The organism is Pantoea sp. 1.19 (genome assembly GCF_001922585.1).
Classification (GTDB): Bacteria; Pseudomonadota; Gammaproteobacteria; order Enterobacterales; family Enterobacteriaceae; genus 1-19.
On the sequence record NZ_MRBS01000004.1, the window covers coordinates 35936 to 52003 of the forward strand.

Annotated in this window: 14 protein-coding genes; 6 read left to right on the top strand and 8 right to left on the bottom strand. The window is 62.4% G+C overall.

Features of this window, described 5'->3' with window-relative positions:
* Window positions 1–20 precede the first annotated feature (20 nt).
* Window positions 21–845 (top strand): 2,3,4,5-tetrahydropyridine-2,6-dicarboxylate N-succinyltransferase, encoded by an 825-nt coding sequence (gene dapD, locus BS626_RS09380; RefSeq protein WP_075182138.1) that lies wholly within the window; start codon window positions 21–23, stop codon window positions 843–845.
* A 220-nt stretch (window positions 846–1065) separates the two neighbouring features.
* Entirely contained in the window at window positions 1066–1452 is a 387-nt protein-coding gene (locus tag BS626_RS09385) for a DUF3461 family protein (RefSeq protein ID WP_075182139.1), read from the top strand.
* A gap of 165 nt (window positions 1453–1617) precedes the next feature.
* Here the strand turns inward: BS626_RS09385 and degP are convergent, their stop codons facing one another.
* Both degP and dgt read right to left on the bottom strand, forming a co-directional pair.
* Window positions 1618–3066, bottom strand: a complete 1449-nt coding sequence (gene degP, locus BS626_RS09390; RefSeq protein ID WP_075182140.1) for a serine endoprotease DegP — start codon at window positions 3064–3066, stop codon at window positions 1618–1620.
* Between the two features lie 204 nt (window positions 3067–3270).
* Window positions 3271–4743, bottom strand: a complete 1473-nt coding sequence (gene dgt / locus BS626_RS09395) for a dGTPase (protein WP_075182141.1) — start codon at window positions 4741–4743, stop codon at window positions 3271–3273.
* 117 nt (window positions 4744–4860) lie between these two features.
* On the opposite strand from dgt, the gene mtnN reads away from it, so the two are divergent.
* From mtnN to BS626_RS09410, 3 genes are all read left to right on the top strand, one after another.
* A complete protein-coding gene (mtnN, locus tag BS626_RS09400) occupies window positions 4861–5556 on the top strand; it encodes a 5'-methylthioadenosine/S-adenosylhomocysteine nucleosidase (protein ID WP_075182142.1) in 696 nt (231 codons plus the stop codon).
* Window positions 5549–6343, top strand: coding sequence for a vitamin B12 ABC transporter substrate-binding protein BtuF (gene btuF / locus BS626_RS09405; protein WP_240494288.1), 795 nt, complete (start codon window positions 5549–5551; stop codon window positions 6341–6343). The genes mtnN and btuF overlap by 8 nt, the downstream gene beginning before the upstream one ends.
* Before the next feature lie 89 nt (window positions 6344–6432).
* Entirely contained in the window at window positions 6433–6684 is a 252-nt protein-coding gene (locus tag BS626_RS09410) for a hypothetical protein (protein WP_075182143.1), read from the top strand.
* A 77-nt stretch (window positions 6685–6761) separates the two neighbouring features.
* Here BS626_RS09410 and erpA read toward each other — a convergent pair whose 3' ends face one another.
* Together erpA and clcA are read right to left on the bottom strand one after the other, a co-directional pair.
* Window positions 6762–7106 (bottom strand): iron-sulfur cluster insertion protein ErpA, encoded by a 345-nt coding sequence (gene erpA / locus BS626_RS09415; protein ID WP_075182144.1) that lies wholly within the window; start codon window positions 7104–7106, stop codon window positions 6762–6764.
* 50 nt (window positions 7107–7156) lie between these two features.
* On the bottom strand, window positions 7157–8590 hold the full coding sequence (gene clcA / locus BS626_RS09420) for a H(+)/Cl(-) exchange transporter ClcA (protein ID WP_075182381.1): 1434 nt from the start codon (window positions 8588–8590) through the stop codon (window positions 7157–7159).
* A 147-nt stretch (window positions 8591–8737) separates the two neighbouring features.
* Between clcA and hemL the strand changes: the two genes are divergently transcribed.
* Window positions 8738–10021, top strand: a complete 1284-nt coding sequence (hemL, locus tag BS626_RS09425) for a glutamate-1-semialdehyde 2,1-aminomutase (protein ID WP_075182145.1) — start codon at window positions 8738–8740, stop codon at window positions 10019–10021.
* A 31-nt stretch (window positions 10022–10052) separates the two neighbouring features.
* On the opposite strand, the gene fhuB is transcribed toward hemL, so the two are convergent.
* Genes fhuB through fhuA form a run of 4 tightly spaced genes read right to left on the bottom strand, consistent with a single transcriptional unit; the run spans window position 10053 to window position 15904 of the window.
* Window positions 10053–12032 (bottom strand): Fe(3+)-hydroxamate ABC transporter permease FhuB, encoded by a 1980-nt coding sequence (fhuB, locus tag BS626_RS09430; protein WP_075182146.1) that lies wholly within the window; start codon window positions 12030–12032, stop codon window positions 10053–10055.
* Window positions 12029–12910, bottom strand: coding sequence for a Fe(3+)-hydroxamate ABC transporter substrate-binding protein FhuD (fhuD, locus tag BS626_RS09435; protein ID WP_075182147.1), 882 nt, complete (start codon window positions 12908–12910; stop codon window positions 12029–12031). Before fhuD ends, fhuB begins: the two co-directional genes overlap by 4 nt.
* A 9-nt stretch (window positions 12911–12919) precedes the next feature.
* Window positions 12920–13717 carry a Fe3+-hydroxamate ABC transporter ATP-binding protein FhuC gene (gene fhuC / locus BS626_RS09440; RefSeq protein ID WP_075182148.1) on the bottom strand — a complete coding sequence of 266 codons (798 nt, stop codon included), beginning with the start codon at window positions 13715–13717 and terminating at the stop codon, window positions 12920–12922.
* Window positions 13718–13768: 51 nt separating this feature from the next.
* A complete protein-coding gene (gene fhuA / locus BS626_RS09445) occupies window positions 13769–15904 on the bottom strand; it encodes a ferrichrome porin FhuA (RefSeq protein WP_240494289.1) in 2136 nt (711 codons plus the stop codon).
* Between the last annotated feature and the right edge of the window lie 164 nt (window positions 15905–16068).

A 16068-nucleotide genomic window follows, 5' to 3' on the forward strand; every position in this document is an offset into this window, starting at 1 on the left:
AACCCGAAAGAGAGAGTGTAATGCAACAACTTCAGAGCGTCATTGAGCGCGCCTTCGAACGCCGCGCCGACATCACCCCCACCAGCGTGGACACCGTTACCCGCGAAGCGATAACCCAGGTCATGGGCCTGCTCGACAGCGGCGCCCTGCGCGTGGCCGAGAAAATCGACGGCCAGTGGGTCACCCATCAGTGGCTGAAGAAAGCGGTACTGCTCTCTTTCCGTATTCATGACAATCAGGTGATGGAAGGCGCCGAAAGCCGTTTCTACGATAAAGTGCCGATGAAATTCGCGGATTACGACGAAGCGCGCTTTAAGCAGGAAGGGTTCCGCGTCGTGCCACCGGCGGCGGTGCGTCAGGGCGCGTTTATCGCCCGCAACACGGTACTGATGCCCTCCTATGTCAACATCGGCGCCTATGTCGATGAAGGCTCGATGGTCGATACCTGGGCCACCGTGGGATCCTGCGCCCAGATTGGTAAAAACGTGCACCTCTCCGGCGGCGTCGGCATTGGCGGCGTCCTGGAGCCGCTGCAGGCCAACCCGACGATTATTGAAGACAACTGCTTTATCGGCGCGCGCTCCGAAGTGGTTGAAGGGGTAATCGTGGAAGAGGGCTCGGTGATCTCGATGGGCGTTTACATCGGCCAGAGCACCAAAATCTACGATCGCGAAACTGGCGAAGTGCACTACGGCCGCGTCCCGGCGGGCTCGGTGGTGGTCTCCGGCAACCTGCCGTCAACAGATGGCCGCTACAGCCTCTACTGCGCGGTAATCGTGAAAAAGGTCGACGCAAAAACCCGCGGCAAAGTGGGCATCAACGAACTGCTGCGTACCATCGATTAATATCCACCGGGTCGCCCGTCGGCCCGGCATTTTTTCTTTACACTTCCCGCCCCCGCAAGCTGATTTGTGACACAGGTCAACTATCGCGTTTACTTTTTATCCAGGTCATAATCCGCGCCAGACTATTCCGGCCGACGCGCGCGTCCCGCTTTCCTCGGGCTATGACGCTGCTTTTCATGACTGCGCGCGCACGCTAACCTCTGTTACAGGACGCTAAGTTATGTATGACAATCTGAAAAGCCTGGGGATTCATCACCCCGACGATATCGATCGTTACAGCCTCCGCCAGGAAGCCAGTAATGACATTCTGAAGATCTACTTCCGTAAAGATAAGGGCGAGTTCTTCGCCAAAAGCGTGAAGTTCAAGTTCCCGCGGCAGCGCAAAACCATCGCCGCCGAAGGCAGCGGTTTTAGAGAGGTGCAGGAGATCAGCCCGAATCTGCGCTACATCGTCGACGAGCTGGACAGCCTCTGCCAGCGCGACCGCGCCGATGTCGATCTGAAGCGCAAAATCCTCGCCGATCTGCGCCATCTGGAAGGAGTAGTGACCAATAAAATCAGTGAAATCGAAGCCGATCTGGAAAAACTGACCCACGGGGGTCGCTAACCGGCTCGCGGTTTCCTTTGGCTTCAGGCCGGCATTCGCCGGCCTTTTTTATTGCTGCCGGGCAGGGTCGGCCCCCGCCGGCAGAACGCCAACGCGCGGCCCGGGACGCCGCCGCGGATCAGGCGGCGGCGCTCTGCGCAACATCGCGTCAGATTAGGCTGACGATTACTGCATCACCAGATACAGCGTATTGTCGCCACGCTGAATATTCAGCGCCAGCACTGACGGTTTACTGTCGAGGATCTTACGCAGTTCACCGAGATTCTGCACCGGCTGCTGGTTGACGCCAAGGATCACGTCATCTTTCTTCAGACCAATACGCGCCGCGGCGGTCCCCGGCTTCACGCTGTCCACCTTCACGCCCTTCTGCCCCTTCAGCTGGGTATTGCTCAGCTCGGCGCCCTCGATGCCGGTGTAAATATTGCCGGAGTCCACTTTATCCTGAGTACTCTGCTGCAGCTCCACGGTCACGTTGACCGGTTTGCCGTCACGCAGCATACCGAGGTTCATTTTGGTTCCCACCGGCAGCGATCCAATTTCGGCGCGCAGGGCGGCGAAGCTGGAAATGGCCTTACCGTTGAGCGAGACGATGACATCACCGGCCTTAATGCCGGCTTTTGCCGCCGACGAGTTCGCCAACACCTGGCTGACAAAGGCGCCGCGCTGGGCGTCCACGTTCATCGCTTTCGCCAGCTCAGAGTTCAGCTCGGTGCCCATGATCCCCAGCTCACCGCGTTTCACCTGGCCGTACTCCACCATCTGCGCGGTAAGGTTTTTCACCATATTGCTCGGGATAGCGAAGCCGATACCGATGTTGCCGCCGTCCGGCGCGAGGATCGCGGTATTGATCCCAATCAGTTCACCGTTCAGGTTCACCAGCGCCCCACCCGAGTTACCACGGTTAATGGCAGCGTCGGTCTGAATAAAGTTTTCGTAGTTTTCTACGTTCAGGCCGCTGCGGCCCAGCGCCGATACGATACCGGAGGTCACGGTTTCGCCAAGTCCGTACGGGTTTCCGATCGCCACGGTGTAGTCACCTACCCGCAGACTATCGGAATCGGCCAGCTTGACCGCGGACAGGTTCTTCGCATCTTTCAGCTGAATCAGTGCAATGTCGGAGCGCGGATCTTTACCGATCACTTTCGCGTCGTATTTGCGGCCATCGCTCAACTGAACCTGAATCTTGGTGGCGTTATCCACCACGTGGTTATTGGTGACCACGTAGCCTTTCTCAGCATTGATAACCACGCCGGAACCCAGCGCGCGGAAGGTCTCCTGCTGGCCGCCCGGAGCCCCCGGTGCGCCCGGTCCACCGCCCTGACACATTGGCGATCCCTGGAACGGCGAACCGTCCTGACAGAACGGCGAATTATCGCCAAAGAACTGCTGGAACTGCTGCGGCATACGCGGCGTGCGCACGGTAGTGCTGCCTTCAACGTTAATGCTCACCACGGAAGGCATCACCTTTTCCAGCATCGGCGCCAGGCTTGGCAGCGGTTGCGCCGCGGTCGTGGTCGAAGAAGAGGCGGTTTCCGCCGCGATGGCGGACGCGGGCCCGAGAGCCATTCCCAGGCTTAACGCTAATGCACTTAAGGCTAACGTGGTTTTTTTCATCTGTTTCATTCTCTGTAAGTAAGACGGAAGTCTGACCGGCTAGCGGGAATACGCGCGCAACGAGCGGGAGGTGAAATACCCGATAACCTTTGCTGAGGTCGCGCTATTCAGAGTCACTTTTTAACGCGAAGTTCAGCGCGTTTTTTTAGCGAAAAGTAAAAAATTATTGTCCCTCTTTACAAAACTCCGGCCGCTAGCACAGGGTTATTCAACCGCCATTAAACGACGATATTCATCCCAGGCAAACAGGTCGGTCATCCCACTAATATAGTCCTGAATTAAGCGGCAGCGATAATAGAACTCCCACAAGACAAAATGCTCGTCGTCGCGCGCGTATTGCGCGACCGCATCCATATAGGCCGTACGAAATGACGATGACAGCTTATGGTACAGGCGGGTTTCAATCGGATGACTGCGCAGGCTGTCCTCCCTCACCAGGCGACTAAAGGTCGGCTGATCCAGGGCCAGCAGGCAGCGATAAATATCCAGCAGACCGCTCATCACCCGATAGCCCTGCAGCTCCAGCTGCTCCACTTCCGGATGGTTAAACACGTGTCGCGCCGCCACATTTTTAAAAATAGCCAGCAGCTGACTGGCGCTGGAGCCATCCTCCAGCAGCGCCTGGTCAAAATGCCCTTCGTAGACGGCAGCGATATTATCAATAAAGCGACCGGCGGCGTGCGGCACCAACTGCGCCACAGTATTGACGCGTAAATACATAAAAAACTGATCGTCATTAATCCCGGCGGAACGACTATTTCGGGCTTTCTCCAGCGCGTTGGTCACCACGTTATCAAACAGATCGCCGGGCAGCGAGGTTCCCCACTGCTGGCATAAATGCGTATACAGCTGCGGCACGCTAAAAATACGCTTCTCTACCGCATCTTCCAGATCGGCCACGCAATAAGAAATATCGTCCGCCGCTTCCATTATCCAGGTCAGCGGAAAGCGATTGTATTCCGCCAGCTGCAGTGCATCACGCAGGCGGGCAACGTAGTCGGCCTCCGCCAGATAATAGCCGGGCTTTTTCATCAGATAGCGGTGGCTGTCGGCCAGCGGCCCCGGCACCCAGGCGGGGCGGGTATATTTCAGGATACAGCCCACCTGCGCCCACGTCAGGTTTAAGCCCAGCAGCGTATGCACCAGCCGAATCGCCTGCGCGTTACCCTCAAAGTGGCTGAGATCGCAGTCGATCTTTTGCCACAGGCTGGCCTGTGCGGGGGTCATCGCCGCCGGCGCTATCGGCACCAGCGTCGGCAGCTGCTGCCGGAACCAGTCATTGATCGCCGCTTCGCCAAAGTGGCCAAACGGCGGATTGCCAATATCATGCATCAGGCAAGCCATCTCGACGATGCTTTCAAACGGGCCGCCGAGATCGCTCAGCCCGTAGCGGGCGATCATCCCCATCTCAGACAGCCGGGTCAGGATCTCTTTGGCGATATAGCGCCCTACCTGCTGGACTTCCAGCGAGTGGGTCAGCCGCGATCGCACCGCGGCGTTACGCTCAAGGGGGAACACCTGGGTTTTTTGCTGCAGGCGACGGATCGCCGCGGAGTTAATTATCCTGCCGCGATCGCTTTCAAAAATGCGCAGAATCTCGTGGGGATCCCTGACCGCTTCCGGCGAGCGGTAACAACGGCGATAGTTAATTTTGCGGCTGAAATCGATATGGCTCATCCCTTCTCCTTGATGCTGGCCGCACGCCCGCCGCGGCAACAGTAGCGCCGGACGGCTGCCATGATAGACTAGGCGCCGGCAACAATGCACATACTGACACTATAGGGGAGAGGCCCGATGAAAGCAGGTATTATTGGCGCGATGGAGCAGGAAGTGACCCTGCTGCGCGACAAAATGGAGAATCGTCAAACGCTGACGCTGGCGGGCTGTGAAATCTATACCGGTACCCTGAACGGCGTAGACGTGGCGCTGTTAAAATCCGGCATCGGCAAAGTTTCGGCGGCGCTGGGCACCACCCTGCTGCTGCAGCTGTGCCAGCCCGATCTGATAATCAATACCGGCTCCGCCGGTGGCCTGGATGCCAGCCTGAAGGTGGGCGACATCGTTGTCTCCGATGAAGTGCGCTACCACGACGCCGACGTCACCGCCTTTGGCTATCAGCCGGGACAAATGGCCGGCTGCCCGGAGGCCTTTGTTGCCGACAGCAACCTGATTGGCGCCGCCGAGCGCTGCATCGCCCAGCTCGGCCTGCACGCGGTGCGCGGGCTGGTGGTCAGCGGCGATGCCTTCATCAACGGCGCTGAGCCGCTGAACCGCATTCGGCACGCCTTCCCCAAAGCGATCGCCGTCGAGATGGAAGCCACCGCCATTGGCCACGTCTGCCATAACTTTGGCGTGCCCTTTGTGGTGATCCGCGCCATCTCCGATGTGGCCGACAGCGAGTCTCACCTGAGCTTCGATGCATTCCTCAGCGTGGCGGCCACGCAGTCCTCGCGGATGGTAGAAGCGCTGCTGGCCGGGCTGCGTGCCTAAGCTGCGGTGGGCGATCGCCCTGCTGCTGCTGCTGCCACTGCTGGCACCGGCGGCCGCGCTGCGGGTGGTTACCCTCGCCCCGCACCTGACCGAGCTGGCGTTTGCCGCCGGGATCGTGCCGGTTGGGGTCAGCGACTACGCCGATTACCCCGCGGCCGCGCGCGCCCTGCCGCGAGTCGCCAGCTGGCAGGGGGTGAACATTGAGCGGGTACTGGCTCTGCGACCGGACGTGGTGCTGGCCTGGCGCGGCGGTAATCCGCAGCGTCAGGTGGAGCAACTGGCGGCGCTCGGCGTCCGCATCATGTGGATCGACAGCGACAGCCTGAGCGGGATCAGCGCGGCCCTTGACCGGCTGGCGACAATCAGTCCGCAGCCGCAGCAGGCACATCAGCAGGCGCAGGCGCTGCGCGACGGCTTTGCCGCCCTGCGCCGGCAATATCATCGCGACCGGCCGCTGCCGGTCTTTTTACAGTTTGGCGATCGTCCGCTGTTCACCGCCGCCGGTCAGACGGTGCAAAATGAAGTGCTGACGCTGTGCGGCGGCCGCAATCTGTTTGCCGACAGCCGCGTGCCCTGGCCGCAGGTGAGCCGTGAGCAGGTGCTGGCGCGGCAGCCGCAGGCCATCGTCATCCCCGGCGATGCCGCCCACGCTACGGCGGTCAGCGCCTTCTGGCAGCCGCAGCTCAGCGTCCGGGTGATTGCCGTCGCGGATGACTGGTTCAGCCGCCCCGGCCCGCGCCTGCTGCTGGCCGCGCGGTCGCTCTGTCAGGCGCTCGCCGCGCGCTAAAGTTTCTTGCCGTCCTGCCGTTAATCATCACAACCGGCGGTATCCCGCCACCGCCTTTGGGCTCTGCCCGCTTACACCAGGATAACACCATGAGAACGCTGATTATCGCCGGCGGGCTGATGATGACGGCTTCCCTGTGCGCCGGCACGCTGGGTGGCAGCATCACCGCCAGGCTGGAGATCACCGCCCGCTGTCACATTGACGGCCTACACGCCTCGGCGGAGCACCTGCCGGTGGTGCGGTGCTCACATCCCGGCGTCTTACCGCCCAAAATAACGGCATCGCTGGCGGTCGATCCCCTGACGCAGCAGGCGCAGCGCTGGATAACCGTCGAGTGGTGAGTGACAGCGAACCGGTAGCATGAAGGCAGAAGGCAGGGAAAAAACAGAACGCGGGCGCGAGCGCGCCCGCGGAGTCCTCAGATACTGAATGAGGAGCCGCACCCGCAGGTGCTTTTTGCATTGGGGTTGGTGACCACAAAGCGGGATCCTTCCAGCCCTTCGGTATAATCCACGGAGCCGCCCACCAGATATTGCAGGCTCATCGGATCGACCACCAGCGAGACGCCAGATTTTTCGATGGTCATGTCGCCATCGTTAACCTTATCGTCAAAGGTAAAACCGTACTGGAAACCGCTACATCCCCCGCCGGTGATATACACGCGCAGCTTCAGCGCCGGATTCTCCTCGTCGGCAATCAGGTTTTTCACCTTGCTGGCCGCCGCGTCGGTAAACTGCAAAGGCAGGGCTACATCGTCACTCATTTTATACTCCAGTCATCTGCCGGACGACCAACCGCCCGGCAGCTTAAAATTCAACCACGCTGTTTGACATTATCACCTGGCACGACAGCGCATTCAAGCTGCGCGGCGGTCCCGGCCGGCAGCGGCTCACTCTGCGTCCGGGCCAGCGTCCGCGCCAGCAGCGCCGAATAGAGCGGCTTTCCGCCAAGAAACTGCGCCATCAGGGTCGCTCCGAGGCACGTAATGATCATCGCCAGAATCAGCTGATAGTTATCGGTCATCTCCAGCACCAGCACAATGCCGGTCAGCGGTGCGCGCACCGAGGCGGCAAACAGCGCCCCCATACCGGCGATCGCAAAAGTGGCGGTCTGCAGCTCATACTGCGGGAACCAGGCCGCACAGAGCGTGCCATAAGCGGTCCCGAGCAGGGTACCCAGCGCCAGCATTGGAGCAAAAATGCCCCCCGGCGCGCCGGAGCCAAAACATAAAATGGTCATCACCATCCGCAGCAGAAAAATCAGCAGCAGCGCGCTGATACCGTAGTGGCCTTCGGCAGCCAGCGGGATCAGCGCGTAACCGCCGCCGACCAGTGCCGGTTTAACAACCGCCAGCACCCCGCATATCCCGCCGAGCAGCGCCGCCGTCAGCATCACCCGCGATAACCGATCGCCATGGTGACGGGCAAACCAGTCTTGGGTCCGAAAAATTAGCTGGTTAAACAACACGCCCACCAAACCAAAAATCATCCCCAGCAGCAGATACAACCACAGCGTGTTAACCGGCGCGGTGGTGAACTGTCCCATGGTGATCACCGCCTGCTCGCCATTAAACAGGCGCCAGACCACGCTGGACATGATCACCCCGATAAACACGGCTTTTATTGAGATCAAATTGTAACGAAACTGCGGCCGCATCTCTTCGATGATAAACAGGATGCCGGCCAGCGGCGCATTGAAAGCCGCAGAGAGTCCGGCCGCCGCACCGGTCGCCAGCAGCGAGTGGCGAGCTTCACCGCTGCGCAGCCGACAGATATCCAGCACCATCCGCCCCAGATTGCCGCCAAGCTGCACGGTCGGCCCCTCGCGTCCCAGTACCATGCCGGCCCCGAGTGTGCCCAGCCCGCCAAAAAATTTCACCGGGATCACCCGCCACCAGCGCACCGGACGCAGCTCCTCCAGCGCCCCCTCGATCTCGGGAATCCCGGATCCCCCCGCTTCGGGCGCGAAGCGTCGCACCAGATAATAACCGAGCATCGCCAGCAGCGCCGACAGGACAAAGGCCGCCGGCCAGAGCAGCCAGTCGTGCTGCGTCAGGTCGCTCAGCGTGTTCAGCCGAGCCTGCCCCACCGCCTGCACGGCTTTATCAAACAGAACGCCAACGAGGCCCGCCAGCGTTCCGACGACCGCCGCCATCAGCAAAATGATCAGCGGCGTTTTGTCGCGATGAATCCGTTGCCGCAGTATCGCGCCGCGGCTGACGGGAGGAAACGTCTCAGTAGTGTTCATCGGTATAATCAAATTAGTAAGCGTATTAACTATCATACGCGGTTTGTCGCAGGATGCCTTAACCGCGCATCATTCCCTGCGCCCGTTTCCCCGGCGCGCCACTTCCCTTACAATAATGGCGTCATATATTAACCGTCAGGAGTCTCCATGAGTAAGTCAGAAAACCTGTATGCCCGGGCGCAGCAGTTGATCCCAGGTGGCGTCAACTCGCCCGTGCGCGCCTTTACCGGCGTCGGCGGCGTACCGCTGTTTATCGAACGCGCTGAAGGAGCCTGTCTGTACGACGCGGATGGCAAAGCTTATATCGATTACGTCGGTTCCTGGGGACCCATGGTGCTGGGCCATAACCACCCGGCAATCCGCGATGCGGTGATTGAAGCCGCCACCCGTGGCCTCAGCTTCGGCGCGCCGACCGAGATGGAAGTGAACATGGCGCAGCTGGTCACCGAGCTGGTCCCCACCATGGACATGGTGCGCATGGTCAACTCCGGCACCGAAGCCACCATGAGCGCCATTCGCCTGGCGCGGGGATTTACCGGCCGCGATAAGATTATCAAGTTTGAAGGCTGTTATCACGGTCATGCTGATTGTCTGCTGGTGAAAGCCGGCAGCGGTGCACTGACGCTGGGTCAGCCGAACTCCCCTGGCGTCCCGGCCGATTTTGCCCGCCATACCCTGACCTGCACCTTCAACGATCTCAGCACGGTGCGCGCGGCATTTGAGCAGTACCCGGAGGACGTTGCCTGCATTATCGTTGAGCCGGTGGCCGGCAACATGAACTGCATTCCGCCGCTGCCTGACTTTCTGCCCGGCCTGCGGGCACTCTGCGATGAGTTCGGCGCACTGCTGATCATCGACGAAGTCATGACCGGTTTTCGCGTGGCGCTGGCCGGTGCCCAGGCCCACTACGGCGTAGTGCCGGACCTGACCTGCCTCGGTAAAATCATCGGCGGCGGGATGCCGGTAGGCGCTTTTGGCGGCCGTCGGGAAGTGATGAACGCGCTGGCGCCCACCGGTCCGGTCTATCAGGCCGGTACGCTTTCCGGTAATCCGGTCGCGATGGCGGCGGGCTTCGCCTGCCTGAGCGAAGTGGCGAAGCCGGGCGTGCACGAGACCCTGACCCGTCTGACCACCCAGCTGGTCGATGGCCTGCGGGCGGCGGCCAGCGCCGAAGGTATTCCGCTGGTGACTAACCACGTTGGCGGCATGTTTGGCCTGTTCTTTACCGATGCCGACAGCGTCACCTGCTATGCGGACGTGACCCGCTGCGATATCGATCGCTTCCGTCGCTTCTTCCATCTGATGCTGGAAGAGGGAGTCTATCTGGCCCCGTCGGCGTATGAAGCTGGCTTTATGTCGGTGGCCCATACCGCAGCGGATATTCAGCAGACCGTTGACGCGGCCCGCCGCTGCTTTGCCAAACTGAAATAATCCTGCCGGCCCTCCCCCCCGGGGAGGGCCCTTAGCCACGCCGCAGCAGCCACACAAACCACGGCGCGCCGATAAAGGTCGCCAGCAGTCCGGCCGGAATCTGGTCCGGAAACGCCAGCATTCTGCCGCACCAGTCCGCCACCAGCATGATGCCACCGCCCAGGCAGGCCGCGATAAACAGCTGCGGCAGCGCGCGGCGAAAGCCCAGCATCCGCGCCATATGCGGCGCCATCAGGCCGATAAAACTCAGCGGCCCCACCGTCAGCGTAGCCCCGGCGGTGAGCAGTGCCGCCAGCCCAAACAGCAGCAGACGCGTTGGGGTCAGCGCCACGCCCAGCGAGCGGGCCGTCACGTCACCCAGCGGCAGCAGCGTCAGCCAGCGGCGGCACAGCGGAGCCAGCAGCAGCCCCGCCAGCGCCAACAGCAGCGCATGGCGCGCGCCGGCGTCAGTCATGTGCCAGGTCGAGCCGGAGAGCCAGGTCAGCAGCCCGGCCATCCGCGGATCGCCACTGGCAAGCAGCAGCATCAGCAGCGCGGTAAAGGCCGTAGTCAGACCGGTACCGGCCAGCAGCATACGCTGCGGCGAAAAGCCTCCGCGGCTGGCGACGGTCACAATCACCAGCAGGGTGATCAGCCCGCCGAGGGTGCCGGCCGGCAGCTGCCAGGCGGAAACATCGCCGGGCAGGAGCAGCATCAGTACCACCACGCCAAACGCCGCGCCGCTGCTGATCCCCAGCACTTCCGGGCTGGCCATTGGGTTTGCGGTTAATCGCTGAATCAGGCAGCCGGCCAGCGCCAGCATAACGCCGGCGGCCAGCGCGGCCATCACCCGCGGCGCACGCCACGGCAGCAGCTGCTGCCACAGCTCACCGCTGGCCCATACCCAGCCCGTCGGGCCGCGCCCGAAGGTGAGTGCTACGGCGATTGCCGCCGTCAGCGTCAGCGCGCCAAGCGTCAGCCACAGCAGCGGCCGCCGGCGCTCCACCGGCACGCGATCGCCCGCCGCCAGCGCCGGCGGCACCGAACCGGTGCGCAGACGCGGCAGCAGGCCCAGCAGCAGCGGCGCGCCGATCAGCGCGGTCAGCGTGCCGGTCGACAGGGTGATACCGCGCGCTGCCAGCCACCACACCACCTGATCGGCCAGCCACAGCAGCGTCGCGCCAAACAGTGGGGTCAGCAGCAGCCGCGCCGGCAGCCGGCGGGCGCCCAGCATCCGGGTCATCAGCGGCGCAAACAGGCCAATAAAGCCGATGATGCCGACCGCGCTGACCAGCTGCGCGCTCAGCGCAATCGCCAGCAGCAGCGTCAGCAGCCGCATCAGGCTCAGCGACAGACCGAGATTTTTCGCTACGCCATCATCCAGCCCCATCAGGGTCAGCGGCCGCAGCAGCGCCAGCGCCACCAGCCCGGCCAGTGCCAGACGCGGTGCCAGCAGGCGGACGTTTTGCCAGTCAATTTGATTCAGCGATCCGGTGCTCCACAAAAACAGCGACTGCAGCTGATCATGATGAAACAGCGCCAGAATCTGGTTCACCGCGCTGCAGTAGAGGCTCAGCACCAGCCCGGCGAGGATCAGGGTAACCGGCGACAACCGGCGCCCCCAGGCAATACCGAAGACGCAGGCGCCTACCAGCAGCGCGCCGGCCATCGCCGCCAGCGGCGCGCTGGCGGCTCCCCCGGGCAGCGCCCACAGCGCCGCCGCGGTCATCCCCAGCTGGGCACCGCTGGCCACGCCAAGCGTGGCCGGCTCCGCCAGCGGATTACGCAACACCTGCTGAAACAGCAGGCCGGCCAGCCCCAATCCGGCCCCGACCAGCAGCGACAGCGTCAGGCGCGGCAGCAGGCTGTAGTGAAACACCATCTCAGCAATCTGCTGACCGTCAGGGGCCACGACCGCCGGCCACCACTCCGCCACCGGCAGCGCGGCGCGCAGGTTAACCAGGGAAAGCAGCGCCGCGGCCAGCATCGGCAGTAGCCAACCGCCGGCAAGGCGCAGGGTAGCGACCTTCATGACGCCTCCAGTGCGTGTTCCAGCACGCGACAAAAGCGCAGCGCTGACAGGGTCGCGCCATACAGCCACACCCCCGGCGCGCTGACAAACTGGCGCTGACGAATAAACGGCAGCGACTGCCAGAGCGGACTTTGCGCCAGTTGTTGCAGCACCGCGGCGTTATCGTGATCAAAGCAGATTGCGCGCGCCGTGCGGACGCCGGCCAGCTGTTCGATCCCCACCTGCGCGCTGCCCCAGAAGTTGGTGTCGCCCCGCCAGGCATTTTGCAGCCCCAGCGCCTGCAGCACCTGGGCAAACAGGCTGTTCTCGCCGAGCACCAGCGCGTGGCGGGTATCCATCAGCGTCATCAGCAACAGCGGGCGATCGGCGAAGCGGGCGAGCCGCTGACGCGTCGCTGCCAGGGTGCGATCAACATCGGCAAGGTGGGCCTCGGCCCGATCCGCCATACCGAGACGCTCACCCAGCGCCAGTAGCGAACGCCGCGCCACCGCCAGCGGCTGACCGCTGCCGTCGTTAAAATCAAACGCCATCCCGGGCGCGATGCGCGCCAGCGCCTGCGGCGACGGGCCGTAGCCGCGGGAGTAAAGCAGCAGCGAGGGGTGCATTTGGGTTAACAGCTCCATGTTCGGCTCGGTGCGCAGCCCGACGTCCATCACTGTCGCCGGCAGCGCCGGTTCCTGCACCCACTGTCGCCAGGTCGGAATATCCGCCACGCCCATCGGCGTGACGCCGAGCGCCAGCAGCAGTTCGGCCGGTAGCCACTCCAGCGCCACCACGCGGGTCGGATCCGGCGGCGCGGCCGCGCGCAGCGGCGCGGAGAGCAGCAGCGGCGACAGCGCCATTGCCGTTAGCAGCCGGCGGCGAGATAACGCATTCATGGCCTCTCCTTACCAGACAAAACTGACCGGCGCCCCGCCGCCGGGGTGCGGCAGGATCCCCATCGGAATGCCGTAAATCTGCTCCAGCACCGCCGGCTGCATGATCGCCTGCGGCGTCCCGGCGGCGACCTGCTCGCCGCCGCGCAGCGCCAGCAGGTAATCACAGTAGCGCGCCGCCATATTGATGTCGTGCAGCACCGCAATCACCGTCAGCCCGCGCTGGTGACTCAGCGTGCGAATCAGCGCCAGTACTTCGACCTGATGGGCAATGTCCAGCGCCGACGTCGGCTCGTCGAGCAGCAGGCAGCGGCTATTTTGCGCCACCAGCATCGCGATCCACGCCCGCTGCCGTTCGCCCCCCGACAGGCTGTCCACCAGCCGGCCGGCAAAAGGCTTCAGGCCAACCAGTGCGATCGCCTCCTCTACCCGCTGGCGATCGTCCGCGCCAAAGCGCCCCAGCGCACCGTGCCACGGATAGCGCCCCATCGCCACCAGCTCGCGCACCGTCATGCCCTCGGCCGGCGGCAGCTGCTGCGGCAGATAGGCCACTTCCCGCGCCCAGGCGCCGTTTTTCCAGTCGCCGATCGGGCGCTGGTTAAGCAGCACCTCGCCGCTGCTGGCCGCATGATGGCGGCCGAGCATTTTCAGCAGGGTCGATTTGCCGGATCCGTTGTGACCGATCAGACCGCACACCTGACCGGCGGGAAAGGTCAGCGACAGCGGCTGAAGCAAGGTACGTCCCGGCACGCCAAAGCTGGCCTGGCGCAGGGTGAAAGTGGCTGCAGATTGCGGGTTGGATAACGACATAACACTCATTTAGCGGCGGGCGCATCAGCGCCCGGCGCGGGATGTTCAGAATCAGAAACGGAAGCTCGCGGTCCCAATGACCTGACGCTCGGCGCCCCAATAGCAGGCATAATCACGGTAGCAGCTGGAGACATAATCGCGGTCAAACAGATTCTTGACGTTGATCCCCACGCTGGATCCCGGCAGGCCAAAGCGTGCTAAATCATACTTCACGCCGGCATCCACCAGGGTGTACGGCGCCACGGCAAAGTTTTGGTTCACCTTATCACCGCCGCTATAGAGCCCCTGGCTCTGACCAACATAGCGCACGCCGGCCCCCAGCGTCAGGCCGGACAAGGCCGTCTCATGGAAGGTGTAGTCACTCCACAGCGAGGCAGTGTGCTTCGGCACCTGCACCGGCGTTTTGCCCTGCAGCAGGGTATCTTTGGTGTATTCAGCGTCGGTATAGGCGTACGCCGCGGTGAGGTTGACGTGATCGGTCAGCGCTGCCTTCGCTTCCAGCTCAACGCCGCGGGCGCGGATTTCCCCGTTCTGTACGCTAAACGTCGCGAGCGTGGGATCGGGGTTTGCCGTCAGGTTTTTGGTTTTGGTCAGCTGATACAGCGCCGCGGTGAGCACCAGCGGGCGATCTTTCGGCACATATTTTACTCCGGCCTCATACTGCTTCGCCCGCGAGGGATCAAAGGGCGTACCGCTGGCGCTGGTACCGCTATTGGGAATAAACGCCTCGCTGTAGCTGAAATAGGGCGCCACGCCGTTATCGAACACGTAGTTCAGCCCGCCGCGCCAGGTAAATGCCTGATCGTGCTGGGTCGAGCGTACCGCGCTGTCCCGGTTCAGCGCCGAGGTCATCAGATAATCGTAGCGGCCGCCGAGGGTCAGCACCCAGCGATCCCACGCCAGCTGATCCTGGGCGTAGAGACCGGTCTGCTCTTCACGGTTCAGGTAGCGATAAGGGAAGCCGGCCCCAACCATCTGATTGTTGCCATACTGCGGATTCAGTGCGCTGAGCGGCGCCGCACTGCCAAAGACGGCGTCGATATCATTGCGGGTGCGCTGGTAGTCCACCCCCATCAGCAGCGTGTGATCCAGCGGTCCGGTGGCAAACATCGCCTGCGCCTGAGTATCCACCGCAAACTGATTCAGCGTCTCCTGCGAGTCCGCATAGCTGCGCAGAATGCGGTTATTCGTGGCGTCATAGCCGCTGCCGTAGATGCTGTGGTAGTCGGTGCGCAGATCGGCGTAGCGCAGGTTCTGGCGCACGGTCCAGGTGTCGTTAAACGTATGCTCGGCGCTGTAGCCGATAAGCTTGGTGGTGCGGGCAATTTTGTTGCCTTTATCGCCCTCGTCAAAGTCTGTCGGCAGCTTGTGCTGCTGCCCGCTGGCGTCGACGATCGGCACCACGGTGCCCTCGCGCGGCAGCCAGCCATAATAGCCGGTCTGCGGCTCATTCTGGAAATAGCTCAGCAGCGTGACGCTGGTGTTCTCATCCGGGCGCCAGCTAAACGATGGCGCAATTGCATAGCGCTTCTCTTTGTTCATCGCCTGCTGGGCGTCCTGGTCTTTCGCCAGACCGGTCAGGCGATAGCTGTAGACGCCGTTATCGTCCAGCGAGCCGCCGAAGTCAAAGCCGGTCGCAAACAGGTTATCGCTGCCCATCTGGAACTGCACCTCGCGCTGGGTGGCAAAAGTCGGGCGCTTGCTGATCATCGCCACCACGCCGCCCGGGTTGCTTTTGCCGTACAGCACCGACGCCGGGCCGCGCAGCAGCTCGGCGCGCTCGAGGAACCAGGGGTCAATGGCAAACTCGGAGAAGTTATTGCCCTGCAGCTTCAGTCCGTCAAGGTACTGATTGGTATTGGTCTCGCTGAAGCCGCGAATGGATAACGCATCGAAGACCGATGAGCTGCCGCGGTTGCTGAAGACCCCCGGCGAGTAGCTAAACGCTTCTTTCACGCTGCTCACCGCCCGGGTGGCCATCTCTTCGCGGGTGACTACCGACACCGACTGCGGATTTTTTTCAATGGCGGTATCGGTTTTGGTCGCGGTAGCGGATCGCTTCGCGGCGATGGTTGGCGCCGGCCCCCACGCGCTCTCCTGCACGGCGGCAGCGCCGTCGCCGGACACGGTCAGGGTCTCTTCTGCCCAGCCGGTGACCGGTGCGGCCAGCGTCAGGGCGATCAACATCGCCAGGGGTTTTCTGGTGGTAGACAGCGGAAAAAACGCGCGCGCGTTCGGCATGGTAGCAATCTCTGATGAATGTAAATAATAAGGATTAACGAACGTAAACGAGAATTATTATTATGCGGCTCAGATAATATGCGAAGCCCGGTCTGCTCCGCAAGTATTAT